Origin of the sequence: Aeromonas sp. FDAARGOS 1403, from assembly GCF_019047325.1 — a bacterium.
GTDB lineage: Bacteria > Pseudomonadota > Gammaproteobacteria > Enterobacterales > Aeromonadaceae > Aeromonas > Aeromonas dhakensis.
This window is the reverse complement of sequence record NZ_CP077249.1, coordinates 1,024,267-1,050,000: the sequence shown is the minus strand read 5'-3', so window position 1 is coordinate 1,050,000 and position 25,734 is coordinate 1,024,267. Positions and strand designations below refer to the sequence as shown.

Annotated in this window: 27 protein-coding genes; 11 read left to right on the top strand and 16 right to left on the bottom strand. The window is 63.5% G+C overall.

Features of this window, described 5'->3' with window-relative positions:
- Positions 1 to 163: 163 nt before the first annotated feature.
- Positions 164 to 703: a gamma carbonic anhydrase family protein gene (locus I6L33_RS05055; protein ID WP_010635500.1), complete on the top strand. Its 540-nt coding sequence runs from the start codon at positions 164 to 166 to the stop codon at positions 701 to 703.
- A gap of 89 nt (positions 704 to 792) precedes the next feature.
- Here I6L33_RS05055 and polA read toward each other — a convergent pair whose 3' ends face one another.
- Complete coding sequence (gene polA, locus I6L33_RS05050) at positions 793 to 3,543, bottom strand: DNA polymerase I (protein WP_216973649.1); 2,751 nt, start codon at positions 3,541 to 3,543, stop codon at positions 793 to 795.
- Between the two features lie 401 nt (positions 3,544 to 3,944).
- Between polA and elbB the strand changes: the two genes are divergently transcribed.
- Complete coding sequence (elbB, locus tag I6L33_RS05045; RefSeq protein WP_039041149.1) at positions 3,945 to 4,595, top strand: isoprenoid biosynthesis glyoxalase ElbB; 651 nt, start codon at positions 3,945 to 3,947, stop codon at positions 4,593 to 4,595.
- Between the two features lie 72 nt (positions 4,596 to 4,667).
- On the opposite strand, the gene I6L33_RS05040 is transcribed toward elbB, so the two are convergent.
- From I6L33_RS05040 to I6L33_RS05025, 4 genes are all read right to left on the bottom strand, one after another.
- On the bottom strand, positions 4,668 to 4,877 hold the full coding sequence (locus I6L33_RS05040) for a cell division protein ZapB (RefSeq protein ID WP_010672454.1): 210 nt from the start codon (positions 4,875 to 4,877) through the stop codon (positions 4,668 to 4,670).
- Positions 4,878 to 5,114: 237 nt separating this feature from the next.
- Entirely contained in the window at positions 5,115 to 6,395 is a 1,281-nt protein-coding gene (locus I6L33_RS05035; RefSeq protein WP_123245697.1) for a hypothetical protein, read from the bottom strand.
- Between the two features lie 21 nt (positions 6,396 to 6,416).
- Positions 6,417 to 7,196 (bottom strand): serine O-acetyltransferase, encoded by a 780-nt coding sequence (gene cysE, locus I6L33_RS05030; RefSeq protein WP_005307587.1) that lies wholly within the window; start codon positions 7,194 to 7,196, stop codon positions 6,417 to 6,419.
- Positions 7,197 to 7,204: 8 nt separating this feature from the next.
- Entirely contained in the window at positions 7,205 to 8,116 is a 912-nt protein-coding gene (locus I6L33_RS05025; RefSeq protein WP_123245696.1) for a cation diffusion facilitator family transporter, read from the bottom strand.
- Between the two features lie 86 nt (positions 8,117 to 8,202).
- Between I6L33_RS05025 and I6L33_RS05020 the strand changes: the two genes are divergently transcribed.
- From I6L33_RS05020 to trmL, 3 genes are all read left to right on the top strand, one after another.
- Entirely contained in the window at positions 8,203 to 8,898 is a 696-nt protein-coding gene (locus I6L33_RS05020) for a response regulator (protein ID WP_010635506.1), read from the top strand.
- Entirely contained in the window at positions 8,895 to 10,250 is a 1,356-nt protein-coding gene (locus tag I6L33_RS05015) for an ATP-binding protein (RefSeq protein ID WP_010635507.1), read from the top strand. Before I6L33_RS05020 ends, I6L33_RS05015 begins: the two co-directional genes overlap by 4 nt.
- 68 nt (positions 10,251 to 10,318) lie before the next feature.
- Positions 10,319 to 10,789 carry a tRNA (uridine(34)/cytosine(34)/5-carboxymethylaminomethyluridine(34)-2'-O)-methyltransferase TrmL gene (trmL, locus tag I6L33_RS05010; protein WP_005307574.1) on the top strand — a complete coding sequence of 157 codons (471 nt, stop codon included), beginning with the start codon at positions 10,319 to 10,321 and terminating at the stop codon, positions 10,787 to 10,789.
- Positions 10,790 to 10,817: 28 nt separating this feature from the next.
- Here trmL and I6L33_RS05005 read toward each other — a convergent pair whose 3' ends face one another.
- The 4 genes from I6L33_RS05005 to lexA all read right to left on the bottom strand — a co-directional run bounded on the left by I6L33_RS05005 (position 10,818) and on the right by lexA (position 14,423).
- Positions 10,818 to 12,239, bottom strand: a complete 1,422-nt coding sequence (locus I6L33_RS05005) for an MATE family efflux transporter (protein ID WP_216973648.1) — start codon at positions 12,237 to 12,239, stop codon at positions 10,818 to 10,820.
- Positions 12,229 to 12,855 (bottom strand): SCO family protein, encoded by a 627-nt coding sequence (locus tag I6L33_RS05000; RefSeq protein ID WP_005307570.1) that lies wholly within the window; start codon positions 12,853 to 12,855, stop codon positions 12,229 to 12,231. Before I6L33_RS05000 ends, I6L33_RS05005 begins: the two co-directional genes overlap by 11 nt.
- Positions 12,856 to 13,065: 210 nt before the next feature.
- Positions 13,066 to 13,353: a hypothetical protein gene (locus I6L33_RS04995; RefSeq protein ID WP_005307567.1), complete on the bottom strand. Its 288-nt coding sequence runs from the start codon at positions 13,351 to 13,353 to the stop codon at positions 13,066 to 13,068.
- Between the two features lie 446 nt (positions 13,354 to 13,799).
- Positions 13,800 to 14,423 carry a transcriptional repressor LexA gene (lexA, locus tag I6L33_RS04990; protein ID WP_005307564.1) on the bottom strand — a complete coding sequence of 208 codons (624 nt, stop codon included), beginning with the start codon at positions 14,421 to 14,423 and terminating at the stop codon, positions 13,800 to 13,802.
- Positions 14,424 to 14,627: 204 nt separating this feature from the next.
- On the opposite strand from lexA, the gene plsB reads away from it, so the two are divergent.
- The gene (gene plsB / locus I6L33_RS04985; RefSeq protein WP_216973647.1) at positions 14,628 to 17,051 is read left to right on the top strand and encodes a glycerol-3-phosphate 1-O-acyltransferase PlsB; all 2,424 of its coding nucleotides are present in this window, start codon (positions 14,628 to 14,630) and stop codon (positions 17,049 to 17,051) included.
- A 60-nt stretch (positions 17,052 to 17,111) separates the two neighbouring features.
- On the opposite strand, the gene ubiA is transcribed toward plsB, so the two are convergent.
- Positions 17,112 to 17,975 carry a 4-hydroxybenzoate octaprenyltransferase gene (gene ubiA, locus I6L33_RS04980; RefSeq protein WP_216973646.1) on the bottom strand — a complete coding sequence of 288 codons (864 nt, stop codon included), beginning with the start codon at positions 17,973 to 17,975 and terminating at the stop codon, positions 17,112 to 17,114.
- The gene (locus I6L33_RS04975) at positions 17,972 to 18,508 is read right to left on the bottom strand and encodes a chorismate lyase (RefSeq protein WP_201972089.1); all 537 of its coding nucleotides are present in this window, start codon (positions 18,506 to 18,508) and stop codon (positions 17,972 to 17,974) included. Before I6L33_RS04975 ends, ubiA begins: the two co-directional genes overlap by 4 nt.
- 145 nt (positions 18,509 to 18,653) lie before the next feature.
- Between I6L33_RS04975 and I6L33_RS04970 the strand changes: the two genes are divergently transcribed.
- On the top strand, positions 18,654 to 19,088 hold the full coding sequence (locus I6L33_RS04970; protein ID WP_005307553.1) for a flagellar basal body-associated FliL family protein: 435 nt from the start codon (positions 18,654 to 18,656) through the stop codon (positions 19,086 to 19,088).
- Between the two features lie 105 nt (positions 19,089 to 19,193).
- Positions 19,194 to 19,364, top strand: coding sequence for a hypothetical protein (locus I6L33_RS04965; protein ID WP_005307551.1), 171 nt, complete (start codon positions 19,194 to 19,196; stop codon positions 19,362 to 19,364).
- 4 nt (positions 19,365 to 19,368) lie between these two features.
- On the opposite strand, the gene I6L33_RS04960 is transcribed toward I6L33_RS04965, so the two are convergent.
- The 4 genes from I6L33_RS04960 to I6L33_RS04950 all read right to left on the bottom strand — a co-directional run bounded on the left by I6L33_RS04960 (position 19,369) and on the right by I6L33_RS04950 (position 22,069).
- Entirely contained in the window at positions 19,369 to 19,704 is a 336-nt protein-coding gene (locus tag I6L33_RS04960) for a DUF2799 domain-containing protein (RefSeq protein WP_010635514.1), read from the bottom strand.
- Positions 19,705 to 19,839: 135 nt separating this feature from the next.
- Complete coding sequence (locus I6L33_RS22125; protein ID WP_005307545.1) at positions 19,840 to 19,962, bottom strand: hypothetical protein; 123 nt, start codon at positions 19,960 to 19,962, stop codon at positions 19,840 to 19,842.
- Positions 19,963 to 20,036: 74 nt separating this feature from the next.
- Positions 20,037 to 21,017 carry an MDR family oxidoreductase gene (locus I6L33_RS04955; RefSeq protein WP_099359909.1) on the bottom strand — a complete coding sequence of 327 codons (981 nt, stop codon included), beginning with the start codon at positions 21,015 to 21,017 and terminating at the stop codon, positions 20,037 to 20,039.
- A gap of 29 nt (positions 21,018 to 21,046) precedes the next feature.
- Positions 21,047 to 22,069: a LacI family DNA-binding transcriptional regulator gene (locus I6L33_RS04950; protein WP_005307537.1), complete on the bottom strand. Its 1,023-nt coding sequence runs from the start codon at positions 22,067 to 22,069 to the stop codon at positions 21,047 to 21,049.
- A gap of 252 nt (positions 22,070 to 22,321) precedes the next feature.
- On the opposite strand from I6L33_RS04950, the gene I6L33_RS04945 reads away from it, so the two are divergent.
- Genes I6L33_RS04945 through I6L33_RS04935 form a run of 3 tightly spaced genes read left to right on the top strand, consistent with a single transcriptional unit; the run spans position 22,322 to position 24,402 of the window.
- On the top strand, positions 22,322 to 22,765 hold the full coding sequence (locus I6L33_RS04945; protein ID WP_017766510.1) for a PTS sugar transporter subunit IIA: 444 nt from the start codon (positions 22,322 to 22,324) through the stop codon (positions 22,763 to 22,765).
- A gap of 32 nt (positions 22,766 to 22,797) precedes the next feature.
- On the top strand, positions 22,798 to 23,085 hold the full coding sequence (locus I6L33_RS04940) for a PTS sugar transporter subunit IIB (RefSeq protein WP_005307531.1): 288 nt from the start codon (positions 22,798 to 22,800) through the stop codon (positions 23,083 to 23,085).
- A gap of 60 nt (positions 23,086 to 23,145) precedes the next feature.
- Complete coding sequence (locus tag I6L33_RS04935; protein ID WP_005307528.1) at positions 23,146 to 24,402, top strand: PTS ascorbate transporter subunit IIC; 1,257 nt, start codon at positions 23,146 to 23,148, stop codon at positions 24,400 to 24,402.
- A 65-nt stretch (positions 24,403 to 24,467) separates the two neighbouring features.
- Here the strand turns inward: I6L33_RS04935 and waaA are convergent, their stop codons facing one another.
- Complete coding sequence (gene waaA, locus I6L33_RS04930; RefSeq protein ID WP_216973645.1) at positions 24,468 to 25,733, bottom strand: lipid IV(A) 3-deoxy-D-manno-octulosonic acid transferase; 1,266 nt, start codon at positions 25,731 to 25,733, stop codon at positions 24,468 to 24,470.
- Position 25,734: the final 1 nt, after the last annotated feature.

The following is a 25,734-nucleotide window of genomic DNA, read 5'->3' as shown; positions in this document are numbered from 1 at the left end:
CGCATTATAGGGAGTGAATTCGTTCTGGCAACCCCTCCCCTGCAATAAAATTGTAAAAAACTGCACTTTTTTAGTTATTCATATCCAAGCACAGCTTTTATACAAACTTATCCACAGAAACCGGTGCCGAATTGCTAGAATGGCCGAAAACAAGGAGGCCAAGATGGACTTGCGACTGAGACCTTACAAGGGAAAACGCCCGCAACTGGGCAAACGGGTATATGTAGACCCCTGCGCCACCCTGGTGGGCGATATCCAGCTGGGTGACGATGCCAGCATCTGGCCCATGGTGGCCGCCAGAGGGGACGTCAACCATATCCGCATCGGTGCCCGCAGCAACATTCAGGACGGCACAGTGCTGCACCTGACCCGCAAGAGTGCCAGCAACCCGGCCGGCTATCCGTTGTTGATCGGGGAAGATGTCACGGTCGGCCACAAGGCGATGCTGCATGGCTGCACCATTGGCAACCGGGTGCTGGTCGGCATGGGTGCCATCCTGCTGGACGGGGCCGTGGTCGAAGATGATGTGATGATCGGTGCCGGCAGTCTGGTGCCACCGGGCAAGCGACTCGAGGCCGGCTTTCTTTATATGGGTAATCCCATCAAGCAGGCACGCCCTCTCAAGCCGGCCGAGATCGCCTTCCTCAAGACCTCGGCCGACAACTATGTCCTGCTCAAGGACGAATACCTGCAAGAGGTCTGAATCCAGATAGCCACAAACAGGAAGCCCGGCATGATGCCGGGCTTCGCGTCTTATATAGCTATATAGGTGTCGATGACGACTGCCAGCGATCAGTGGGCCTGATCCCAGTTGTCACCGGTGCCCGCTTCGACCACCAGCGGCACATGCAATTCGGCAGCGGCTGACATCTTCTCCTTGATGATGCCGATGTATTCCTCCAGCTTCTCTTCGCGGATCTCGAACACCAGTTCATCGTGCACCTGCATCAACATGCGGATCGACTGGTCTTCAATGCCCCGGATCCAGCCATCAACGTTGATCATGGCACGCTTGATGATGTCGGCGGCCGTACCCTGCATGGGGGCGTTGATGGCGGCCCGTTCCGCGGCCTTGCGCAGACCGGCGTTGCGCGACTTGATGTCCGGCAGATAGAGACGGCGACCGAACAGAGTCTCGACATAGCCCTGGGCATCCGCCTGCTGGCGGGTGCGCTCCATGTACTCCAGCACACCCGGGTAGCGTTCGAAGTAGAGATCCATGTACTTCTGCGCTTCGGCGCGACCGATCCCCAGCTGCTTGGCCAGACCGAAGGCACTCATGCCGTAGATGAGGCCGAAGTTGATCGCCTTGGCGCTGCGACGCATGTCGCTGGTCACCGCATCAAGTTCAACCCCGAATACCTCGGCAGCGGTCGCCTTGTGGATGTCCTTGCCCTCGGCGAAGGCGGTCAGCAACCCCTTGTCACCGGAGAGGTGGGCCATGATGCGCAGCTCGATCTGGGAGTAGTCCGCCGCCACCAGCTTGTAACCGGCGCACGGGATGAAGGCCTGCCGAATGCGACGCCCCTGTTCGTTGCGCACCGGGATGTTCTGCAGGTTGGGATCGGTAGACGAGAGCCGCCCGGTCGCCGCCACCGCCTGATGATAGGAGGTGTGCACCCGCCCGGTCTGCGGCTTGATCATCAGCGGCAGCTTGTCGGTGTAGGTGGACTTGAGCTTGGCCAGGCCACGGTGCTTCATCAGCAGTTGCGGCAGCTCATAGGTCTCCGCCAGCTCGGCCAGCACCTCTTCCGCGGTGGATGGGGCTCCCTTGGGGGTCTTTTTGATGATCGGCAGCCCCAGCTTGGTGAAGAGGATCTCCCCCAGCTGCTTGGGCGAGGAGAGGTTGAACTCCTGCCCGGCCAGCTCGTGGGCCTGTTTCTCCAGCTCTGCCAGCCGCACTTCGATCTCCTGACTCTGCTGATGCAGCAGCTTGGGCTCGATGGTGGTGCCGAGCCGCTCCATCCGTGCCAGCACCGGCAGCAGCGGCAGTTCGATCTCGCTAAATACTTTGGCTAGACCCGGCTCGGCAGAGAGCTTGCCCCACAGCGCCTGATGCAGGCGCAGGGTGATATCGGCATCTTCCGCCGCGTAGGGGGCCGCCTGCTCCAGCTCAATCTGGTTGAAGGTGAGCTGCTTGACCCCCTTGCCGGCGATATCCTCGAACGAGATAGTTTCGGCGTTCAGATACCTGCGGGCCAGCGAGTCCATGTCGTGACGACTAGCGGTGGAGTTGAGCACATAGGACTCGAGCATGGTGTCGTAGGCGATACCCTGCAGCTCGATGCCGTGATTGAGCAGCACGTTGCGATCGTATTTGAGGTTCTGCCCCACCTTGAGGTGGGCCGGATCTTCCAGCAGCGGTTTGAGCTTGCCGAGCACCACGGCCTCGGTCAGCTGTACCGGCGCCCCCAGATAATCGTGGCCGAAGGGCACATAGGCCGCCTTGCCCGGTTCGATGGCAAAGGAGACGCCAACGACGCGCGCTTCCATATAGTCGAGACTGGTGGTCTCGGTGTCGAAGGCAAACAGCGGCGCCGCCTGCAACCGTGCCAGCCACTCGTCGAATTCGGCCTCATCCAGGATGCAGCGATAGTCGGTTTCGATGGCGGCTACCGGGGCGGCGCCTTCCTCATCACCTGCGGCTTCGCTCTCCTCGCCACCAGACTCCAGTTCTTTGATCAGGTTGCGCAGCTCGTACTCGCGGTAGACCGCCAGTAGAGCCTCTTTGTCGATGGGGCCAAGCTGCAACTCTTCCAGACTCTGCTCCAGCACCACGTCGGTCTTGATGGTGGCCAGCACATAGGAAAGGCGCACCTGCTCTTCCTGCTCGCGGAACTTGTCGGCAAACGCCTTGGAGCCGCGGAAGCCGAGCGCCGCCACCTTGTCGAGGTTGGCGGCAATCTCGTCGATGCTGCCTATCCCCTGCAACAGGGCCAGTGCGGTCTTCTCGCCGACACCGGTCATGCCGGGAATGTTGTCCACCTTGTCCCCCATCAGCGCCAGGTAATCGATGATGAGCTCGGGCGGTACGCCGAACTTCTCGATCACCCCTTCCCGATCGGTCTTCACATCCTTCATGGTGTCGATCAGGGTGACATGGTCGGAGACCAGCTGCGCCATGTCCTTGTCGCCGGTGCTGATGAGCACAGGCAGCTGTTTCTCGGTCGCCTGACGGGCCAGGGTGCCGATCACGTCGTCGGCCTCCACCCCTTCGACCATCAGGAAGGGGAAACCCATTGCCTTGATCATCTGGTGGATAGGAGCGACCTGGCTGCGCAGATCGTCCGGCATGCTGGCGCGTGTTGCCTTGTATTCGGGATAGATGTCGTCACGGAAGGTCTTGCCCTTGGCGTCGAACACCACGGCCACGTGGCAGTCGGGGTACTGCTTGCGAAGGCTGCGCATCATGTTGGCCATGACACGGACGGCGCCGCTAGGCAAGCCGGTCGAGGTGCGCAGATCGGCCTGCTGCGAGGCAAAGAAGGCGCGGTAAAGATATGAAGAGCCGTCGACCAGAATAAGAGGATTGCTAGAGGCCATGAAAATCGTCCTGCCAAGAATAAACAGCCGCTAGGATGCCACAGGGCCCGCACCACACCAAGGGGACTCCCACCATCACCCCGGCGCACCGATGGGGCACATTGCTGTGGATAACTCTGTGCTCAAAAATGGCACCATTGCATCACGGCCGTGACAAAGCTGTGGATTAAAACAAAAAATATCTTTTAAAACATTACGTTGAGATCATGAAAACTCAACATGACACACTCATCATGATCTCGATCAATGTGGAAAAAAATTCAAGGGGGGTACTGAGGCAGGATCCAAAACGAAACAATCCTAGCACAGGGAGATGACTTGACCAGCGGAGGTCGAACGATAACCATACAAAAGTACAACAATCTACCCTGGCTCACATTTTCAACAACGAGGAGTCTGTCATGAAAAAAGTGGCCGTGATCTTGAGTGGTTGTGGCGTGTTTGACGGCGCCGAAATCCACGAGGCCGTCATCAGCCTGCTGGCGCTGGCCCGTCAGGGGGCATCCGTTCAATGCTTCGCCCCCAATGTCCCTCAGCTTCATGTCATCAATCACCTGACCGGCGAGGTCAGCGAGGGAGAGAGCCGCAACGTGCTGGTCGAGGCGGCCCGCATCTGCCGCGGCCAGATCAGGGATGTGGCTGAACTGGATGCAGCCGACTTCGACGCCCTGCTGGTGCCGGGCGGCTTCGGCGCCGCCAAGAACCTGTGTGACTTCGCCATCAAGGGCGCAGAGTGCCGCATCCAGCCGGATGTGCTGAAGGCCTGCCAGAGCTTTGCCAGAGCAGGCAAACCGGCCGCCTACATCTGCATCGCACCGGCCATGATCCCGCTCATCTATGGGGCAGGCACCCTGGCCACCATTGGCAACGACGAGGGCGCCGCCAACGCCATCGAAGCCATGGGTGGCAGTCATCTCGACTGCCCGGTGCGCGAATTCGTGGTGGATCAGGAGCGCAAGGTCATCTCCACCCCTGCTTACATGCTGGCCAACAATATTGTGGAGGCGGCGGACGGCATCGAGAAGACCGTCAAACAGCTGCTGGCACTCTGATTGCCCGGCAAACCAAAACAAGCGGGCCGCTCAAAGAGCGGCCCGCTTTCATTCCGGTCAATCTAGACGGGATCAGATGGCATCGCCCATCTGGTCCATCTTGCCCAGCAGGGCACGCAGACGCTCTTGCCAGGCAACGTGCTCGTTGCGCAGTTGGTGGTTTTCGTCTTGCAGCTTGCTGTTCTGCTCTTTCAGCTCGTCCAGCTCCATCTTCAGCAGGGAGATGTTGTCGACGGCGGATTGTACTTTGGATTCGAGTTGCTCAAGGACTTCTAGTGACATATGCATACCTGTATGTTCAATTGCGATGCCCCACAGAGGGCGATTCAAGCGCGTGAAGCCAGCATACCCTGATGGCATCGGCACAAACAAGCCGGTGCGCTGTAAAATGCGCCTTCCATGGATGTATTGACTAAATATGCGTCTATTTTTCTCGCATCCTGCGCCGAGGCCACGGCAGGGCCCGCACAAGCCGCCATTGCATCCGATCTGCTCCCCTATTCACATCAAACGGACACCTCAGCTGTGCAGGGCGATATAGGCCCCCAGCAGCAGACAGGCGACCCCGTACATCAGCAGGCCGTAGAGCAGGTTGCCGCGCAAAATGGCCCCGGCACTCAGGTTGTAACGGGAGGCCAGCGCCAGGTTGGAGCCGGAGAGCGGGCTGGTGCCGGTGGCCAGCCCCCACCCCAGCAAAAAGGTCATGCCAAGCAGGCTGGGATCCGGCGCCAGTGGCCACAGCAGCGGCGCCAGCCCGGAGATGCTGATGAGCGGGTGCACCCCGACGATGGCCACCAGCAGGATCAGCAGCAGGGTGAGCGAGGCCTCCAGCCAGCCGAAGTGATGGAAGAAGGGCAAGCCGTGGCCACCGCCCAGCTCGAGCACCGACAAGGCGCTGTTGATGCCGGCAGCCAGCAGACCGGCCCCCAGAAACAGCACAATCTGACCGCCGATGGCGGGAAAGCGCTCCACCACCTGCCGCTTGAGGGCAGGGCCTCGCCCCGCGCTCGGCATAAAGGCAAACGCCAGCAGCGGCGCCACCAGGGCGATCACCGCCAGGATGCCGAGATCCGGCCAAATCTGCTTGATCAGCAGCACCAGCCCGGCCAGGGCGACCGGCAGCCCCAGGGTCTGCAGCCGCAGCGGGTAGCCGGCAAAGTCCGCTACCCCCAGCCGCTCCACCTGCCAGGCGGTCAACCCCATCGCCAGCAGGGTTGCCACCAGCCCGAACGGCAGGATCTGCGACAGCTGCAGACCGGGGGCATAGGTGAGCGCCACCGCCATGGCGACGAAGAAGGGTGACCAGAAGGCCGCCGCACAGAAGATCCGGCTCAGCACCAGTACCTGACGCCGCTCCAGGGTGCCGCCCCGTTCCAGCCGATCGCCGATGATGAAGAGCACCGAGAGGTTGATGACGGCCCCCAGCAGGTTGAGGCTGGCCATGGTGCTCCACAGCCCCTTGCGCCCTTGCCATGAGGTGGTGCCGGTCAGCAGGCCCGAGGTGGCGAGATTGAGGGTGCTCACCGCCGCAAACATGGTGAGCATGTTGATGTTGGGCAGCAGCCAGTCCGCCGGCTGGAGGCTAGCGCCTTGCCAGCAGGAGAAGATCAGCAGGGCCAGTGCCGCCCCGTACAGGGCCAGCGCCTGACGGCGCGCCGCCCCAACCAGCCAGGGCCAGGTGAGCAGGGAGGCTCCCCAGGCGGCGATGGCCGCCGGCCAGGGGGAGAACCCCAGATAGAGGTGCAGCAGGTTGAGCAGCCACATCCCCAGGATCAGATAACCCGACCAGCGCTTGGCCATCGACTCGCCTCGGTCAGGGGATCAGAGACACTGATCCATGTCCAGCGACGGCTTCTCGCACTCCGGACGGCCCACGATCTTGGCGGGCACGCCCGCCACTGTGGTGTGCGGCGGCACCGGGTTGATCACCACGCTGCCGGCGCCGATCTTGGCGCCCATGCCCACTTCGATGTTGCCGAGCACCTTGGCGCCCGCCCCTATCATCACCCCTTCCCGGATCTTGGGGTGGCGATCGCCGCTCTCCTTGCCGGTACCACCCAGGGTGACGCTCTGCAGGATGGAGACATCGTCCTCGATCACCGCCGTCTCGCCGACCACGATACCGGTGGCATGGTCAAACATGATGCCCTTGCCGATGCGGGCGGCCGGGTGCACGTCCACCCCGAACACCACGGAGATCTGGTTCTGCAGGTAGAGCGCCAGCGAACGACGCCCCTGGCGCCACAGCCAGTTGGCGACCCGATAGCCCTGTAGGGCATGGAATCCCTTCAGGTAGAGCAGCGGGGTGGAGAAGAGATCGACCGCCGGGTCGCGCTCCTGCACCGCGCAGATGTCGGCGGCGACCATGGTCAGCAGCTCGGGCTCGCTGCGCAGAGCCAGCTCGATCACCTCGCGCAGGGCGATGGCGGGCATGGTGGCGCTGTCGAGCTTGTTGGCCAGCTGGAAGCTGAGGGCCGAACGCAGGTTCTTGTGATTGAGAATGGTGGAGTGGAAGAAGCTGGCCAGCATGGGTTCTTCGGTCGCCATGCTCGCCGCTTCTTGCTGAATTTTTTGCCAGGTTCTGGCAACCAGATCATCCATGTTGCAGCCTACTGTTGTTCTGAGGGAGTGCCTTGCTGTTCCTTGTGCACCACGGAGATGGGGTCCATGTGGATGATAACATCCATGCGCTCGAATGTCTGACGAACCGCCAGTTCGGCTTCATCGGCAATCTGATGGGCCTTGACCAGAGGGAGCTGATCGTCCAGTTCCAGATGCAACTGCACGAAGCGGGTCGGACCGGACTGGCGGGTGCGCAGATCATGCACCCCGTGTACACCTTCGACGGCACAGCAGAGGGCCATTATTCTCGCTTGTTCCTCGGCTGGCAACTGACGATCGAGCAGCGCCTGTACCGATTCATAACCGATGTGCAGCGCCCCCCACAGCAGGAACAGCCCGATCAGGATGGCAAACAGGCCGTCGGCCCAGTACCAGCCCTGCCCCGCCAGCACCAGTGCCAGCAACACACCGCCGTTGAGCAGCAGATCGGAGCGGTAGTGCAGCATGTCGGCCTTGATGGCCACGCTGTTGGTCTTGCGGATGACGAAACTCTGGAAACTGACCAGCAGCAGGGTCAGCACGATGGAGCCGCCGCTGACCCACAAACCCGCCTCGAGCCGCTCCAGCGGTGCCTGCTTGAGCAGGGAGGAGATGCCGTGCATCACCAGCAGCAGCGCGGAGCCCGAGATGAAGGCTGACTGGATCAGCCCGGCCAGCGACTCCGCCTTGCCATGGCCGAAGCGATGCTCGTCGTCGGCCGGTGAGAGGGCGTAGCGAATGGCCAGCAGGTTGATGATGGAGGCGCTCACGTCCATGAAGGAGTCGGTGAGGGAGGCCAGCAGGCTCGAGGAGTCGGTCATCAGCCAGGCGATCAGCTTGCCGGTGATCAGCAGGGTAGCGGTGGTGACGGCGGCCATGCTGGCCAGCGTCACCCAGCGGGAATATTGTTGATGGCTCAAAACCGGCTTTCCTCTTGCGGTTAAAAATCTATTATACCCTGACCCCTGCGCCAGTCTGGCGCGAAAAATCAGCGGAATGACTTCAGATGCACAAAATACTCCTGGTCGATGACGATCTCGAGCTGACCCAGTTGCTCACCGAAATTCTGACCCTGGAAGGCTTCCAGGTGACCGTCGCCGAGGATGGTGAAGAGGGGTTGCAGCGGCTGGCCGAACAGCACTTCAACCTGGTCCTGCTGGACGTGATGATGCCCAAGCTCAATGGCTTCGCCATGCTGACCCGGCTGCGCAAGACCCACGACACCCCGGTGCTGATGCTGACCGCCCGCGGCGACAGTCAGGATCGAGTCAACGGTCTGGAGGCGGGGGCCGACGACTACCTGGCCAAGCCGTTCGATGACAGGGAGCTGCTGGCCCGGGTGCGCGCCATCCTGCGCCGCACCCAGGGCAGCCAGCCCCAGCGCGGCGGCAGTTCGGACGAGGTGCGCTTCATGGATCTGGTGCTGCAGCCCGGCCTGCAGCAGGCCAGCTGCCACGGCGATCTGCTGGAGCTGACCGCCACCGAATTCGGCCTGCTGGAGTGCCTGTTGCGCAATCCAGGCCAGATCGTCAGCAAGAGCCAGCTCTCCGAGCTGGTGCTGGGCAAGAAGCTGGAGCCCTTCGATCGCGCCATCGACATGCACCTGAGCAACCTGCGCAAGAAGCTGCCTGAGCGCACCGACGGCCAGCCCCGCTTCAAGACGGTGCGCGGCCGTGGCTACCTGTGGCTGGAACAGGCATGAGAACGGCCCGCACCTTCAACGGTCTCTCCACCCAGATCTTCCTCTGGTTCTGGTTCATGCTGTTGCTGGTGGTGGCCGCCGTGGTGATCCTGCCGACCCTGGATCCCCGCAACATCATCCCGCTGCCGGCCCACGAGATCGCCCGCCTCAACAACAATCTGAAGGCGCTGCAGAAGGGGGCGGATCCCACTCAGGATTTCGATCTGGCCCAGGCCATCGACGCCGCCGGCCTGCTGCCGGTGGACAACATCTACCTGCGCGATGCCAAGGGGCAGATGCAGTCCAGCACCCGCCTGAGCAAGTTCGTGGTCCGTTTCATGCTCGATTCGGACAACCCGGCCAAGCCCATGCTGGGCAGCGAGCACAAGCGGGCCATCGCCGGCCCCTTCCAGATGGAGCATCGCGGCCAGATCTACCACGTCTACTTCGGCCTCAACGTCGAGAACTCCTATCTGTTCCTGTTCATCCAGATCCTGGATCACCCGATCCAGATCCTCGGCATCGCCATGCTGGTCAGCACCCCGCTCTGCCTGCTGCTGGCCTGGCGGCTGACCCGCCCCATCCTGCAGCTGCAGCAGTCGGTCTCCCGGCTGGCGGAGGGCAATCTGGAGGCGCAGATCCCCAACCTGGGGCGACGGGACGAGATAGGCCAGCTGGCGGATCACGTCAGCCACATGGTCGATACCCTCAAGAACATGATCCAGAAGCAGAAACAGCTGCTCTCCGACATCTCCCACGAGCTGCGCAGCCCGCTCACCCGCATCCAGCTGGCGCAGGCGCTGATCCGCCGCAAGCAGGGGGACAGCAACGAGCTGGCCCGGATCGAATCGGAGATCGGCCGGCTCGACAAGCTGATCGGCGACCTGCTCGACCTGTCGCGGGTGCAACAACATGTGGAGGCGCCGGTGGTGATGCCGCTGGCCGATCTGTTGGAGCCCATCCTGGACGACGCCATGTTCGAGGCAAACCAGAGCGGCAAGCAGCTCAGGTTGCCGCCGCTGCCCACCGACTCCCTGCGGATGTGGCCCGATCTGCTGGCCCGGGCGCTGGAAAACCCGCTGCGCAACGCGCTCAAATATGCCCGCGAGTTCATCAAGGTGGACTGGTACCGGGAGGGACGGGAGTGGGTGATGACCATCCGCGACGACGGCCCCGGCGTACCGGTGGAGCAGCAGCCGCAGCTGTTCCTGCCCTTCTTTCGGGTGGATGATGCCCGCAACGCCAAGACCGGCGGCACCGGACTGGGGCTGGCCATCGCCGCGGAGGCCATCCTGCGCCACGGCGGCACCATCCGCGCCAGCAGCAACCACCCGGCCGGGCTGACCATCACCATCCGCCTGCCCATTGGCTGAGCAGGCCCTTTTCATCCGCCCGGGCGCTGGGTATGCTGGCGCCCTTTTCGCCCCATCAGGACGCCGTCATGCTCGACATCGTGCTCTACCAACCGGAAATTCCGCCCAACACCGGCAACATCATCCGCCTCTGTGCCAACACCGGCTATCGGCTGCACCTGATAGAGCCGCTGGGGTTCGAGTGGGATGACAAGCGGGTGAAACGGGCGGGGCTCGACTATCACGAGTTCGCAGAGGTGAAGCGCTGGCCGAACTTCGAGGCCTTCCTGGCGGCGGTAGCGCCGACGCGGGTATTTGCCTGTACCACCAAGGGACGCACCGCCCATTCGGCAGTGCAGTTTGCCGCCGGGGACGCCCTGTTGTTCGGGCCCGAGAGCCGCGGCCTGCCCATCGAGATCATCGAGAGCCTACCGTTCGAGCAGCGGCTGCGCATCCCCATGCTGCCCCAGAGCCGCAGCATCAATCTCTCCAACGCGGTAGCGGTATTCGTCTACGAAAGCTGGCGCCAGCTGGGCTACCCCGGTTCGCTGCAGGTCTGAACCGGACCTGCCTGGCTAGATAGCGGGCTCAGGAGGAGGCCTGCTGCGCCTCCCCCGCCCCGTGGGGTGAGTGGAGCAGCCGACCATCGCGCTCCAGCTGCCAGCAGAGCCAGCCCAACGTCAGTCCCCGCCCCGTCATCAGGGCCGCCATCGCGGCCCACAAGGCCGCCACGCCCCAGCCCTGACAGAGCCACCAGACCGGGAAGAAGCCGCCGAGGGCCGCCACCAGCATGCTGTTGCGCATCTCCCGGGCCCGGGTCGCCCCGATGAAGACCCCGTCCAGCAGGAAACACCAGACCGCCAACAGCGGCATGGCGATGAGCCAGGGCAGCTGCGCATTGGCCGCGGCGATCACCGCCGGCAGATCCGTGATGTACCCAATCAGCCGGCTGCCCCCCAGCGCAAACAGCAGGCTGAAGCCCAGCGCAATCAGCAGCGCCCAGCCGAGGTTGAGGCCGATGGCCTCCCGCAGTCCCTGCCGATCCCGACGTCCGATGGCGCGCCCCACCATGGCCTCCACCGCATAGGCGAAGCCGTCCAGCCCGTAGGAGATGAGCATCAAAAAGTTGAGCAGCACCGCATTGGCTGCCACCGCCACATCCCCCAACCTGGCCCCCTGCAGGGTCATGAAGGCGAAACAGAGCTGCAGGCAGAGGGAGCGGATGAAGATGTCCCGGTTCAGGGCCAACAGTCGCAGCAACGCGGGCCACTGGCGCCAGCGCTGCCAGGCCCCCTGCCACGCCGTCGGCGCCAGCCGGCGCAGGTGCCGGCTCACCAGCCAAAGTCCCAACCCGAGCGCGCTGTAGTCCGCCAGCAGCGAAGCGCCAGCCACCCCCTTCACCTGCCAGCCCAGCCCCAGCACGAACCAGGCATCGAGCCCCATGTTGACCAGGTTGGTGAAGATCAGCAGCAGCATGGGGCTGCGCGCATCCTGCATGCCCAGCAACCAGCCCATGATCACCAGGTTGCAGAGCGCCGCCGGGGCACTCCAGATCCGTACCGAGACGTACTCGGCGGCATAGTGCTGCACCTCGGCGGAGCCACCGCTGAGGGCGATGAGGGTGGGGAGCAACGGCAGCAACAGCAGCAACAACGCCAGCCCCAGTGCGATGGCGAGCCCCAGCGCCCTGGCCAGGGTGTCGAGCTGGCCGGCCGGGCTGCTGGCGCCATGGGCCTGGGCGGTCAGGCCGGTGGTGGACATCCGCAGAAAGCCGAGCAGCCAGAACAGCAGGTTGATGAGGGTGGCTCCAACCGACACGCCACCGAGGAACCAGGCCTGGCCGAGATGACCGATCACCCAGGTGTCCACCAGCCCCAGCAGTGGGGTGGTGACATTGGAGAAGACCATGGGCAGGGCGAGGGCAAACACGGCGCGATGGCGGCGCCCGTCTCGCCACCAGACGGGGGTCAACATGCCTGAGGCAGTCCGTTGCTCATCACTATTCGCCATCCAGCCGCACTATCCTGGCAAAGTCCGACACCATGCTCGCCATCACCACCCTGGGCACCCCGTCCTCGCTCAGACGGGGGCGAAACACGGCTTCCAGTTTGCCGGCCGGATTGATCAGCACGATGGAGGCGGAGTGGTCAATCAGGTAATCCTTCTCCCCCTGATCGGCGATGGAGTAGATGAGCCCCAGATTGCGCACGAAGGGAAACAGCTTGTCGTGAGGGCCGGTCGCCGCCTTGAACTCCGGGTTGAAGAAGGCGGTGTAGGTCTTGAGTCGGGCCACGTCGTCCCGCTGCGGATCCGCCGAGATGAACACCACCTGGCTGCTCGGAGCGATCTTTTTCAGCTCGGGGTAGACGGAACGCAGATCCGCCAGGGTGGTCGGGCAGATGTCGGGACAGAAGGTGTAGCCGACGAACAGGAAGGTCCAGTGGCCGGTCAGGCTGGCCGGCACGAAGGGCTGGCCATCCTGATCGGTGAAGGCAAACGGATTGATGTCCCGCCCCGCCGGGTAGTAGTCGGCATGCTCGGGCAGGGAGGGCTGGCTCCAGTAAAAACCGCCCATCATGCCCCCGACCAGCAGCAGAAACAGCAAGGGGTAACGTGGTTTCACCATAAAAAACAAACCCTTTACGTCGACATGCCCGCCAGCCGGGCCAGAATGAAAGGGCTATTGTAACCCAGTGAGTGGCGGGCCGGTCACTCCCTTGTCACGGTTGCCCGTTCGCTGGCCAACTTTGGTCAGAAGATGACGCCAGGGTCTGCAAAGCGACGCCGAATCGCCCAAAACGACAGCCCCACCGGGAGGTGGGGCTGTTGCAACGGGTCAAGGTTGTTGTCGGCGCCGCTCGTGCAGGCGGCGGCTCGAGGCGCGCAGCGGGATGACAGGAGCGGTCCAGAGATCATCGGCCAACCCCTGCTCGTGATGGCTGTGAAACAGGCGCACCAGGCGGACAATCTTGTCCTTCGGGCACCCCAGCCAGATGGTCCAGCAGGCGCCCTTGTGGTGTACCCAGAGCGCGTAGAAACGGGTCATCCGGTTACCCTTGATGAAACGGGTGATGGAAGAAACGGGCGATGCCAGACCCGGATCCCATGGCGAGCTTGAAGCCATACCTGTCCTCCTTGATCAACAGGTCACGTCGACCGGCACCGTCCACCACCGCAAGGGGCGACCCGATGACTGCCGCGTGTCGACTGCACGAGTGTGCCGATGTTGTGCCGACTGCCGGCGCCCTGCTGGCCACTCTCCCTTCTATCCCGCTGACGCCTCTGCCCCCGGGCGAGGCACACATGCTGCCTGCACCGGGCGCGAAGCGCTTGTTATTCCCTGCTGCCCTCGGGGTTCCTGCCACCAGCGACGCGAAGCTGCGCGTCTTGCCGAGCATCGGGGGGCGGCTCACGCCAGTGAGCCAGCCTTACCAAATGATATATCTGAAATGAATCGCCTGCGGCGAGCGCCCGCAGACAAAAGTGCCGGGTATCAGGATCTGATTGAAATCACGGGGAAAGGAGCGCAGAAACAACAGGGCCTCCCATGGGAGGCCCTGTTGGCACGGATTACATCCAGTCGGCGTTGCGAATGACGCCGACCGCCAGCCCCTCGATGGTGAGATGCTGGCTGGCGAGATCCACCTCGATGGGGGAGAGCTCTTCATTCTCCGGCAGCAGCCACACCTGGCTGCCCTTGCGCTGGAAGCGTTTGACGGTGACATCTTCGTCGAGCCGCGCCACCACCACCTGACCGTTGCGTACCTCCTGGGTCTTGTGCACCGCCAGCAGGTCGCCATCCAGAATGCCGATGTTCTTCATGCTCATGCCCTGTACCCGCAGCAAGAAGTCTGCCCGCGGGTGGAACAGGGCGGGATCCACCTGGTAGTGGCTCTCGATGTGTTCCTGGGCCAGGATGGGCTCGCCGGCAGCCACCTTGCCGATCAGCGGCAGACCGCTCTCTTCCAGCTGCTCTTCCTCTTCGAGCAGCAGGCGGATGCCGCGGGACGTGCCCGGCATGATCTCGATGACCCCCTTTTTGGCCAGGGCCTTCAGATGTTCCTCGGCCGCGTTGGCCGACTTGAAACCAAGCTTCTGGGCAATCTCGGCGCGAGTCGGCGGCATGCCGGTCTCGTTCATGTTCGCCTTGATCAACTCCAGCACTTCGGCCTGGCGGGGAGTAAGGGGTTTCATAGCATGGGCACCTGTCTTTTTATACAGCACACTGGCAGTATATACAGTGCAGTGGCCAAGGCAAGCCGCAGCTGACATTTGTCGCGGCCCTCTGTTCATTTGCCATGGTTTTTATCCCGCGCAGCCGACTCATCGTACCTCTCGGCGACAAGCAGTCGGTGATTTGCTATGCTCACGCCGCATTTTTTTGGAGAGCAGACGCACATGTCCCTTGGACAGAAGATTTCCAGAGCCATCTTGCAATGGCCGGTCAGCGGCTTGGTCAATCACAAGAGCCTGCCGGAAAACCCCATCACGGAACTCAAGCTGGATCCGGCCAGACCCATCGTCTATGCCCTGAAGACCAGCTCGATCACCGACCTGATGACCCTGCAGCAGTGCTGCGAGGATCTCGGTCTGCCCGGCCCCTTCACACCGCTGGAGCTGAACGGCCAGCTGCTGCCGCGCTATGTCTGTCTGGATCGTCCGCCTCCCCTGTTCGGCAAACGCAGCAAGCCGCTCCCCTTCCTGCAGGAGTTCCACCAGTTGCTGGATTGGCACAAGCAGGATCCGGCGCTGGACATCCAGGTGGTGCCAGTCACCCTGTTCTGGGGCCGTGCCCCGGGTCGGGAAGGCGAGGAGGCCTCCGGCTGGAACATCATCAGCAGCCTGGCACCGAACCGCCTCAAGAAGGCGCTGATCGTGATCCTGAAAGGACGCGAGAACCTGGTGCGCTTCTCTCCGCCGCTCTCCCTGCGCTACATGGCGGACAAGCACGGCACCGACGAGGCCATCGCCCACAAGCTGGCGCGGGTGGCCCGCACCCACTTCAGCCGCCAGCAGCTGGCCGCCACCGGGCCCAAGCTGCCCAACCGCAACCTGCTGTTCAAGCAGCTGCTCGACTCTGGCGTGATCCAGCAGGCCATCGAGGAGGAGGCCCAGCGCGAGGGGATCAGCCTCGATAAAGCCCAGAAACGGGCTCATGGCTACATGGACGAGATCGCCTCCAACTTCTCCTACCGGTTGATCCGGCTCGGCGAGAGCTTCCTCGGCTGGCTGTGGAACAAGCTCTATCGCGGCCTGTCGGTCAACGGCGCCGAAAAGGTGCGCCAGCTGGCCCAGGAGGGTCACGAGATCGTCTATGTGCCTTGCCATCGCAGCCATATGGACTATCTGCTGCTCTCCTACGTCATTTATCACCAAGGCATGGTGCCGCCCCACATCGCGGCCGGCATCAACCTCAACTTCTGGCCGGCGGGCCCGATCTTCCGCCACGGCGGCGCCTTCTTCATCCGCCGCACCTTCAAGGGCAACCCGCTCTACAGCACGGTATTCCGGGAATACCTCAACCTGCTGTTTGCCAAAGGCTACTCGGTGGAGTTCTTCACCGAGGGCGGTCGCTCCCGTACCGGTCGCCTGCTGCCACCCAAGACCGGCATGCTGGCGATGACCCTGCAGGCCATGATGCGCGGGCTGGATCGCCCGCTCACCTTCGTCCCCGTCTACCTGGGTTATGAGCACGTGATGGAGGTGAACACCTACCACAACGAGCTCAAGGGCAGCCGCAAGGAGAAGGAGAGCTTCCTGCAGGTGCTCGGCATCCTGCGCAAGCTGCGCAACTACGGCCGCGGCTTCGTCAACTTCGGCGAGCCGCTGACCCTCAACAGCTACCTCAACGAACACGTGCCGACCTGGAAGGAGCACATCGGCGAGGAGGAGCGCCCCGAGTGGATGGCAGGCACCGTCAACCAGCTGGCCGAGCTGCTGATGACCCGCATCAACGGCGCCGCCGCCGTCAACGGCCTGACCCTGAGCGCGCTGGCGCTGCTGGCCGCCGAACGCCACGCCCTCACCCGCGACGAACTGCAGGCCCAGCTCAACACCTATCTGGACCTGCTCAAGCAGGTGCCCTACAGCCCGCACAGCACCATGCCGGCCGAGGATGCCAAGACCCTGCTGGATCAGGCGATGGAGCTCAACAAGTTCGAGGTGAGCGAGGACAAACTGGGGCAGATCATCAGCCTGGACCGCTATCAGGCAATCCTGCTGACCTACTACCGCAACAACATCCTCCACCTGTTCGCCATGCCCTCGCTGGTGGCGGCCCTGATCGAGCGTTGCGAGGGGATCTCCCGCAGCGAGATCGTCGCCCGCTGCATCGACATCTACCCGCTGCTCAAGACCGAGCTGTTCCTGCGCTACGAAGAGGATGAGCTGCCAGAGCTGATCGATGCCCTGCTGGCCGAACTGCAGCGCCAGCAGCTGATCGAGGCCCGCGATGGCGGCTTCTGGGTCAATCCGGTCAACCAGACCCGCCTGCTGCTCTTGGCCGAGAGCATCCAGGAGACCCTGCAACGCTACGCCATCGTGCTGACCCGGGTGCTGGCCCAGCCCCGCATCGAGGCGGAGCAGCTGGAGGCGGACGGCCTGATGATGGCGGAGCGCCTCGGCACCCTGCACGGCATCAACGCCCCCGAGTTCTTCGACCAGAAGCTGTTCAGCACCCTGATCCACACCCTGCGCAGCGAAGGCTATCTGGATCCTGGCTGCAAGCCGGATCTGGGCCGCTTCCAGGCGCTGGCCGACAACATAGTGCCGCTGCTGAGCACCAAGATCCGCCGCACCATTCAGGCGGGCAACCGGACCTGAGCCGGTACACACCAATGAAAAAGGCCGCATGTCGCGGCCTTTTTCATTGGGGAAGCGAGTTCACAGGTAGTTGATCACCACTCCTGCGAAGATCAGCGCCCCTACGTAGTTGTTGTTGAGGAACGCCTGGAAGCAGGCTTCCCGCGCCCGCTCCCGGATCAGCCGCTGCTGATAGACAAACAGCGCCGCCGCCGCCAGCAGCGACCAGTAGTAGCTGGATCCCAGCTCGCTCAGCTGACCCACCAGCAGCAGGATCAGCAGGGTCAATAGCTGTAGCGCGCCTATGATCCGCTTGTCGTGGCGGCCGAACAGGATGGCACTCGACTTGAGACCGAGCTTGAGGTCATCGTCCCGGTCCACCATGGCGTACTCGGTGTCGTAGGCGATGGTCCACAGCAGGTTGGCGAAAAACACCAGCCAGGCCACGGCCGGCAGGGCGTTGGCCTGGGCCGCGTAGGCCATGGGAATGGACCAGGAGAAGGCCATGCCGAGCACCAGCTGGGGGATCTGGATGTAGCGCTTCATGAAGGGGTAGCAGACCGCCAGCAGCAGGGCCGCAAACGACAGGCCTATGGTGAGCGGGTTCATGGTCAGCACCAGGGCGAACGAGATGAGCGCCAGCACGGCGAACAGCGCCAGCACCTCCCGCGGCTTGACCTTGCCCATGGGCAGCGGCCGGCCGGCGGTACGCTTGACGTGACCATCGAAGTTGCGATCCGCATAGTCATTGATGACGCAACCGGCGGAGCGCATCAGAAACACCCCCACCACGAACACCAGCAGGGTCCAGAGATCCGGCAGGCCATCGGCCGCCAGCCAGAGCGCCCACAGGGTCGGCCACAGCAGCAGCAGGGTACCGATGGGCTTGTCGATGCGAGCCAACTGCACGTAGGCCAGTCCCCGCTCCTTGGTTAACAGATTCACTCCAGCTCCTTGTTGCATGACAGAGAGGGCAAGAAGAGTTCATGGACCAGCAGTGGCCATTGCCCCAGAAACAGACGGGAACGGCGTCCCCACACGATGCCGGCCGGGCACCAGGGATTGCTCGCAATCTCGAAACAGGCCAGTTGCAGGTGATCGCGCCGGGCAGGCTCGTCACCGAAGATACGCTCACCCAGAGGCTGCTCGCCCAGCTCGCGCAAGCCGCTGTCCGGCAAGGCGGCCTCGGCGAACAGGGTCCAGCCCAGCAGGGCCGGCCCCCGATCACCGTGCAGGATCACCTCGCGGCACAGGCCAGCCGGATGATCGGCGGCCACCAGCTGCTGCTCGTCGACATCGAGGGGGACGCTGCGGTTGCCGAGCAGTTGCACCGAAAAGTGGTGATTGTGGCGGCGCAGGCGCCGGGTCATGGAGTCCGCCTCCAGCAACCAGGGCAGCAAGGCCTCGGGCGGCTCGCACTGCGCGGGAGTCCGCCAGGGCTCCAGCCGGACAAGGGGAACAGTCAACTCGGACTTCACAGCTTCACCATCCGGAGATTTCCGTTATCAGGTTAAAATCCGGTTTATTATCCGTAAATCAATCGAGAATTGTAAGAACATCCGTGCTTGACGGCCCCGATGGCAACATCAAAAATGGGGTATCTCTTGCTGATGAGCCATCCATATGAAGCTATTCAAATTTCTGCTGGTGTTGTTGCTGAGCTGCGGTGCACTCCAGGCCTATGCCTCCGAAGGGGGGGAAGCACCCGCAGAAGGAGAAGCGGCGGCGGCCAAGCCGGGATTCCTCTACCACCTGCTGGATCCCGACATCATCACCAACTACCTGAGCGACGGTAAAACCCTCGGCTACGTCCGGGTGACGGTGGAGCTGATGGCCGAGAACGAGGCCGACCTCAAGCTACTGGAGCAGCATGACCCCCTGATCCGCGACGCCATCATCCGCCTGATGGGCAGCAAGACCGCCGATCAGATCAAGTCCCTGGTCAGCCGTGAAGACCTGCGCAAGGAGTGCGAGACCCGGGCCAACGAGCTGCTGGTGAAAGAGAGCGGCAAGAAGGCGATACGCGAGCTCATCTTCACCAAATTCCTCTATCAGTAAGGTCCCCTCATCACGAGCGGGCCATGCGATCATCCGGGCCCGCTCGCTGTTTTAGAAATGAAAATTGATTACACTAGGGCCCACTGAGTTGTCGAGGTAGTCGGAATGGGCAACAAGACCCTGTGTGAATGGCGTCGCAGCGAGATCCCGGCCGATCTCAAGACCCTGCGCAAAATCGTGCGCAAACCCAAGTTCGTCTGCGGCAAGTGTGCCCGCAGCGCCAACGACAAGAGCTATCTGTGTCAGCCGCTGCGGTTGAAAGAGAAAGAAGCCTGACCGGCTATTGATCGGTCCAGCCCTGGCGCCCCTGCTCGAACAACCGGCGCGCCTGGACGTCGTTGGGGCATACCCCGCGGTACTCCTCGCCGGAACGGCCTGCCAGATAGAGATGTTCCGGCCGGCAGTACCAGGCCAGCCCTTTCTGGTGTCCCTGTTTCCACAGCTCGGCATCCACCTTCTCGCCGCACTGGGCCTGATGGAACTCGACCCGCTCGGCGGTCAGGCCCAGCTTGCCATCCGCCTCCCCCACCTCGCTCCACACCTTCTCGCACGGATCATCCGAGTGGGAAGCACAGCCCCCAAGCAGGGCGGCAAACACTATCACCGAGAGTCGCATAATCATCCTTGAGTGTCGTTTGGGCAGTTCATTCTAGCCAGCCCGCCGCCGGCCTCCAAGTGCCCGTCCCCATTCCTGTGAGCCGCCCAAAAAAACAGGCGGGCCCGAGGCCCGCCTGTGTATTCAATACGCGGATTACTGGTCGTCGAGAGGGTCATCGTCCTGCCAGCTCTCGTCTTCCCATTCATCCAGCTCGTCCTCCCAGGATTCCGGTTCCCACTCGTCGTCGAGGTCGTAATCCGGCTTGTGTCCACCCATGCTCATTCTCCTTGGATAGTGCACCCGCACTCAAAGTCTATCCAGAAAAATGGGGCTCGCCAGTCAGCGGGAGTTCAAAGTTTGACCAGGGTGCGGCCAGCAATCTTGCCCTGGGTGATGGCCTCGGCGGCCTCCACCACCTGCTCCAGTCCGATCTCGGTCACCGCCTGCGCGAAGAAGCTGGCGGGCAGATCCCGGGCCAGTCGCAGCCAGGCCAGCTGGCGACGTGCCAGTGGGCACATCACCGAGTCGACACCTTGCAACCGCACGTTGCGCAGGATGAAAGGCATCACGCTGGTGGGCAGATCGAAACCGCCCGCCAGACCGCAGGCCGCTACGGCGCCGCCGTAGTTCATCTGGGCCAGCAGCTTGGCCAGCACCTGACTGCCGACACTGTCGATCGCCCCGGCCCACAGCTGCTTCTCGAGCGGCTTGGCAGGCTCCAGCAGCTCGCTGCGCGGCACGATGCGGCTGGCACCGAGCGCGGTCAGCATCTCGCCCTGCTCCTCGGGACGACCGGTCAGCGCCGCCACCTGATAACCCAGCGCGGCCAGCAGTGCGACGGCAGTGGAGCCCACCCCGCCGGCGGCGCCGGTCACCAGGATCTCGCCGCTCTGCGGGGTCACTCCCGCCTCTTCCAGCGCCAGCACGCAGAGCATGGCGGTCAGGCCTGCGGTGCCGATGCACATGGCCTGGCGCTCATCCAGCCCGGCCGGCAGCGGCACCAGCCAATCGGCCTTGACCCGCGCCTGTTCGGCCATGCCGCCCCAGTGCCCTTCCCCCACACCCCAGCCGGTCAACACTACCTTGTCGCCCGGCTGATAACGCTCGTCGGCAGACTCGAGCACGGTACCGGCGAAGTCGATGCCGGGCACCAGCGGCCACTGGCGCACTATCTTGCCCTTGCCGGTGATGGCCAGCCCGTCCTTGTAGTTGATGGAGCTGTAACTCACCGCCACCCGTACTTCGCCTTCCGGCAGCTGGCTCTCGCCCAGCCGGGTGAGGGTCGGTACCGTCTTGCCTTCTTGGTTTTCCAGTAACAGAGCCTTGAACATGGTTGCCTCTTTGATGAGTGTGAAAAGGATCAGCTGCTTTGCCGCTTCTGCAGCTGGAAGTCGAGGGTCAGCGCCGAGCCCATGACGGGTTCACCGGCCAGCTGACGCAAGATGAGATCGGCCGCCTCCTGCCCCATCCGCTGATAGGGGATGCGGACCGAGGTGAGGGCCGGGTAGCAGGCGCGCGCCACGTCCAGATCGTCGAAACCGGCGATGGCGAGCTTGCCCGGCACGTTCAGGTGGCGACGCTGGCATTCGAACAGCACCCCGGCCGCCAGCTCGTCGTTGACGCAAACCAGCGCATCCAGCTCGGGCCAGCGCAGCAGGAACTCCCCCAGCATGGCCGCCCCGGTGCTGAAGCTGGGTCGCTCCGAGGTGTTGATGATGGCGTCGGGGGAGAGGTAGTTGTCCAGCAGCGCCTTCTGCCAGCCCTGCATGCGCTGCTGCAGCATCCACTGCTCCTGGCGGGCGCAGAGAAAACCGATATTGCGGTAGCCGCGCTCGATGAGGTGGCGGGTCAGCTGATAGCCCGCATCGAAGTTGGAGACCCCGACGTTCATGTCGATGGGGCTGCGGGCCATGGCCCCCACCTCCACCACCGGCAGGCGAGCCGCCTTCAGCCGCTGGCGGATGGTCTCGCCGGGATCGCTGCCAAACAGCACCACGGCCGCCGGATTGTGCTGCAGAAAGCTGGTCAGCAGGCTCTCCTCCTGCTGTTTCAGGTGCTGGGCATCCCCCAGCATGATCTGGTAGCCCTCCCGGCGCAGGCTCTGCTGCAGCCCGGCAATCACCTCGCCGCAGCCGCACTCGGTCAGGCTGGGCACGATCACCACTATGGTCTGGGAGGTGGCGGATGCCAGCGCCCCCGCCGCCCGGTTGGGGATATAGCCGAGTTCATCCACCGCCGCCTCGATGCGCTCGCGCATCTTGTCGGACACCAGCTCGGGGGTGCGCAGGGCGCGCGACACCGTCATGGCCCCCACGCCGGCCAGCTGGGCCACATCGTTGAGGGTCACCCGACCCGTGCTACGGCGTTTCTTCGCTTCTGACATCCTTTCCCTTCCTCGGCATACGGGTACTCACTTTAAGGCAAAAGTGGGGCACTGACTATTTGCTCAAACCGGATTTTACCCCCTTTGAGGCCGACAAGGGGCAGGATGAATCCCTTCTGTGAGAGAAATGATAGCGCTATCACAGTTCGATGTTAGCGCTATCTGGTAGCGCTAACTTTCGCGATCAGGCTCACAGTTATCAGCTGGCAAGATCGCTAGATTGGCGCCATCTTATCCAGCCCGGACACTGCCATGCTGACCCAATTGCTGACCGAGGAGGTCATTTCCATCGAAGCGGGCGCCCGCGACTGGCGTCACGCCATCGAGCTGGCCACCGCCCCCCTGCTGGCCAACGGCACCATCGAGCCATCCTATGTGGCGGCGCTCTACCGCTCCCACGAGGAGCTCGGCCCCTACTACGTGCTGGGCCCGGGCCTGGCCATGCCTCACGCCCGCCCGGAAGACGGCGTCAACCGGCTGGGACTGGCGCTGACCGTGCTGAAGGAGGGAGTCAACTTCGGCTCCGAGGGCAACGACCCGGTCCGGCTGCTGATCACCCTGGCCGCCAGCGACAGCAACTCCCACGTGGAGACCATCGCCCAGCTGGCCGAGCTGTTCATGAATGAAGAAGACGTGGCGGCCATCATGGCGGCCACCAGCAAAGACGACATCTTGCGCATCCTGGCGCGTTATTGAGTGGCGCCCTGCGCCCGATAGAGGAAGAGCACATGAAGATTCTGGTTGTATGCGGACACGGCCTGGGTACCAGCCTGATGATGGAGATGAGCATCAAGAGCATTCTCAAGGAGCTGGCCGTGACGGCCGAGGTGGATCACCGGGATCTCGCTTCCGCCGGCAGCGAGAGCGCCGAGATCTTTGTCGCCACCCGCGACATCGCCGAACAGCTGATCAGCATGGGGGTCGACGGCCGGCTGGTATCGCTGGACAACATGGTCGACAAGGCCGCCATGAAAGAAAAACTCGCCATCGCCCTGCGCGAGCTGGGCGCACTCTAACCCCTTTGCGACTGTCTGGGCGGCCGGTGAGCCGCCGCTTCCATCTGCTTGGAGCTGACCATGGAATTTTTCAATTTTCTGATGTTTGACGTGCTGTCGGAGCCGGCCGTGCTGGTTGGCCTGATCGCCCTCATCGGCCTGATCGCCCAGAAGAAACCGGTGACCGAGTGCATCAAGGGCACGGTCAAGACCATCATGGGCTTCGTCATTCTGGGGGCCGGCGCCACCCTAGTGGTGAACTCGCTGGGCGACTTCGCCACCATCTTCCAGCACGCTTTTGGCATCAAGGGGGTCGTCCCCAACAACGAGGCCATCGTCTCCATCGCCCAGCAGTCGTTCGGCAAGGAGATGGCGATGATCATGTTCTTCGCCATGCTGGTGAACATCCTGATCGCCCGGCTCACCCCGTGGAAATTCATCTTCCTGACCGGTCACCACACCCTGTTCATGTCGATGATGGTGGCGGCCATCCTCTCCGCCGGCGGCATGAGCGGTATCCCGCTCATCGCGGTGGGCAGCCTGGTGGTCGGCGTGACCATGGTGCTGTTCCCGGCCCTCGCCCACCCCTACATGAAGCAGATCACCGGCTCCGATGACGTGGCACTCGGCCACTTCTCCACCTGCTCCTACGTGCTGGCCGGCTGGATCGGCGCCAAGTTCGGCAACAAGGCCCACAGCAGCGAAGAGGTGCAGGTGCCCAAGAGCCTGCTGTTCCTGCGCGATACCCCGGTGGCCATCTCCTTCACCATGGGCATCATCTTCCTCATCACCTCTCTGTTTGCCGGTGCGGATTACGTCTCGGAAGTCGCCAAGGGCAAGCACTGGTTCATGTTCTCCCTGATGCAGTCCATCACCTTCGCCGCCGGGGTCTACGTGATCCTGCAGGGGGTACGGATGGTCATCGCCGAAATCGTGCCGGCCTTCAAGGGGATCTCCGACAAGCTGGTGCCCAACGCCAAGCCGGCGCTGGACTGCCCCATCGTCTTCCCCTACGCCCCCAATGCGGTGCTGATCGGCTTCCTGTCGAGCTTTGCTGCCGGGCTGGTGGGTATGGTGCTGCTCTACCTGCTGGGGCTCACCGTCATCATTCCGGGTGTCGTGCCACACTTCTTCGTCGGCGCGGCGGCCGGGGTGTTCGGCAACGCCACCGGCGGCCGTCGCGGTGCCATGCTGGGGGCCTTCGCCAACGGCCTGCTGATCACCTTCCTGCCGGTGTTCCTGCTGCCGGTGCTGGGGGATCTCGGCTTTGCCAACACCACCTTCAGCGATGCCGATTTCGGCGTGGTGGGGATCCTGCTTGGCCTTATCATGCGCTGAGCCGGTCTCTGAAATGCAAAACGGAGCGCCATGCGCTCCGTTTTTTTATGCCCACCACTCCCGATTCAGTCGTTCTCCAGGCTGGAGAGGCAGTGAGACAGGGTACGTGCCAGCGCCCCCTGGTTGCGCAGCACCACGGCGCGGGCCTGCTCGCCCATCTCCCGGCGCCGGCTCTCGTCGGCCAGCAGACTGCTCACCTGCTCCCCCAGCTCGGCGGCATCGGCCACCACGGCGGCGCCACCCTGGACCACCAGCTGGCGGGTGATGTCGCTGAAGTTGAAGTAGGCGGGGCCGCTCAGGCAGGGTTTGCCGAGCGCCGCCGGCTCCAGCAGGTTGTGGCCGCCCACCTTGACCAGGCTGCCGCCGACGAAGGCCACATCGGCCGCCGCCAGCATCAGCGGCAGCTCGCCCATGGTATCCCCCAGGTAGACCTTGTCGCGCTCGCCCACCGCACTGCCCGCCGTGCGCCGCACGCAGCCGTAGGGGGCGCACAGCGCCGCCACCCGCTCGAACCGCTCGGGGTGGCGCGGCACCAGGATCAGCAGGGCCGACGGCTGCGCCGCGAGCACCCGGTCGAAGGCAGCCAGCACCTGCTCGTCCTCTCCCTGATGGGTGCTGGCAGCGATCCAGACCGGCCGCTCCGCCCCCAGCAGCTGGCGTAGGGCACGGCCCTTGGCCTGTACCTGCTCATCGAGCTGGATGTCGAACTTGATGGAACCGGTCACCGCCAGCCGGCTGCGGTCTATCCCCAGGCGATGGAAGCGATCCGCGTCGTCCTGGTGCTGGCAGAGCAGGTGGGTCAGCGGCCGGCTGAGGGCATCGAAGGCGCCCTGAAAACGGGCGTAACGCCGGCAGGATCGCTCCGAGAGGCGGGCATTGATGATGGTCACCGGCAGGTGGCGCACCTCGCAGGCGGCCAGCCAGTTCGGCCACAGTTCGGTTTCCATCACCCAGAGCGCGCGCGGTTTGACGGCCTTGAGAAACGCCGCCACCGCCCAGGGGTAGTCGAGCGGAGCGTAGCGGTGCTCCACCAGATCCCCCAGCCTGGCGGCCTGCTCGGCGCCGGTACGGGTGGTGGTGGTGAGCAGGATCGGCAAGAAGGGCCGCTCGGCCTTGAGGGCGCGGATGAAGGGGCTGATGGCCAGCGTCTCCCCCACGCTCACCGCATGGATCCAGAGCGGCGCCTCTTGCCCGGTGGCGGGCGTTAGCCCCAGGTGCTCGGCCCAGCGCTTGCCAAAACCGGGCTTGCCCCTCTTCGGCTTGTAGAGCGCCAGCAATGCCAGCGGCAGCCCCAGGTGGATCAGCAGGTTGTAGAGCAGCCGATAGCCCATG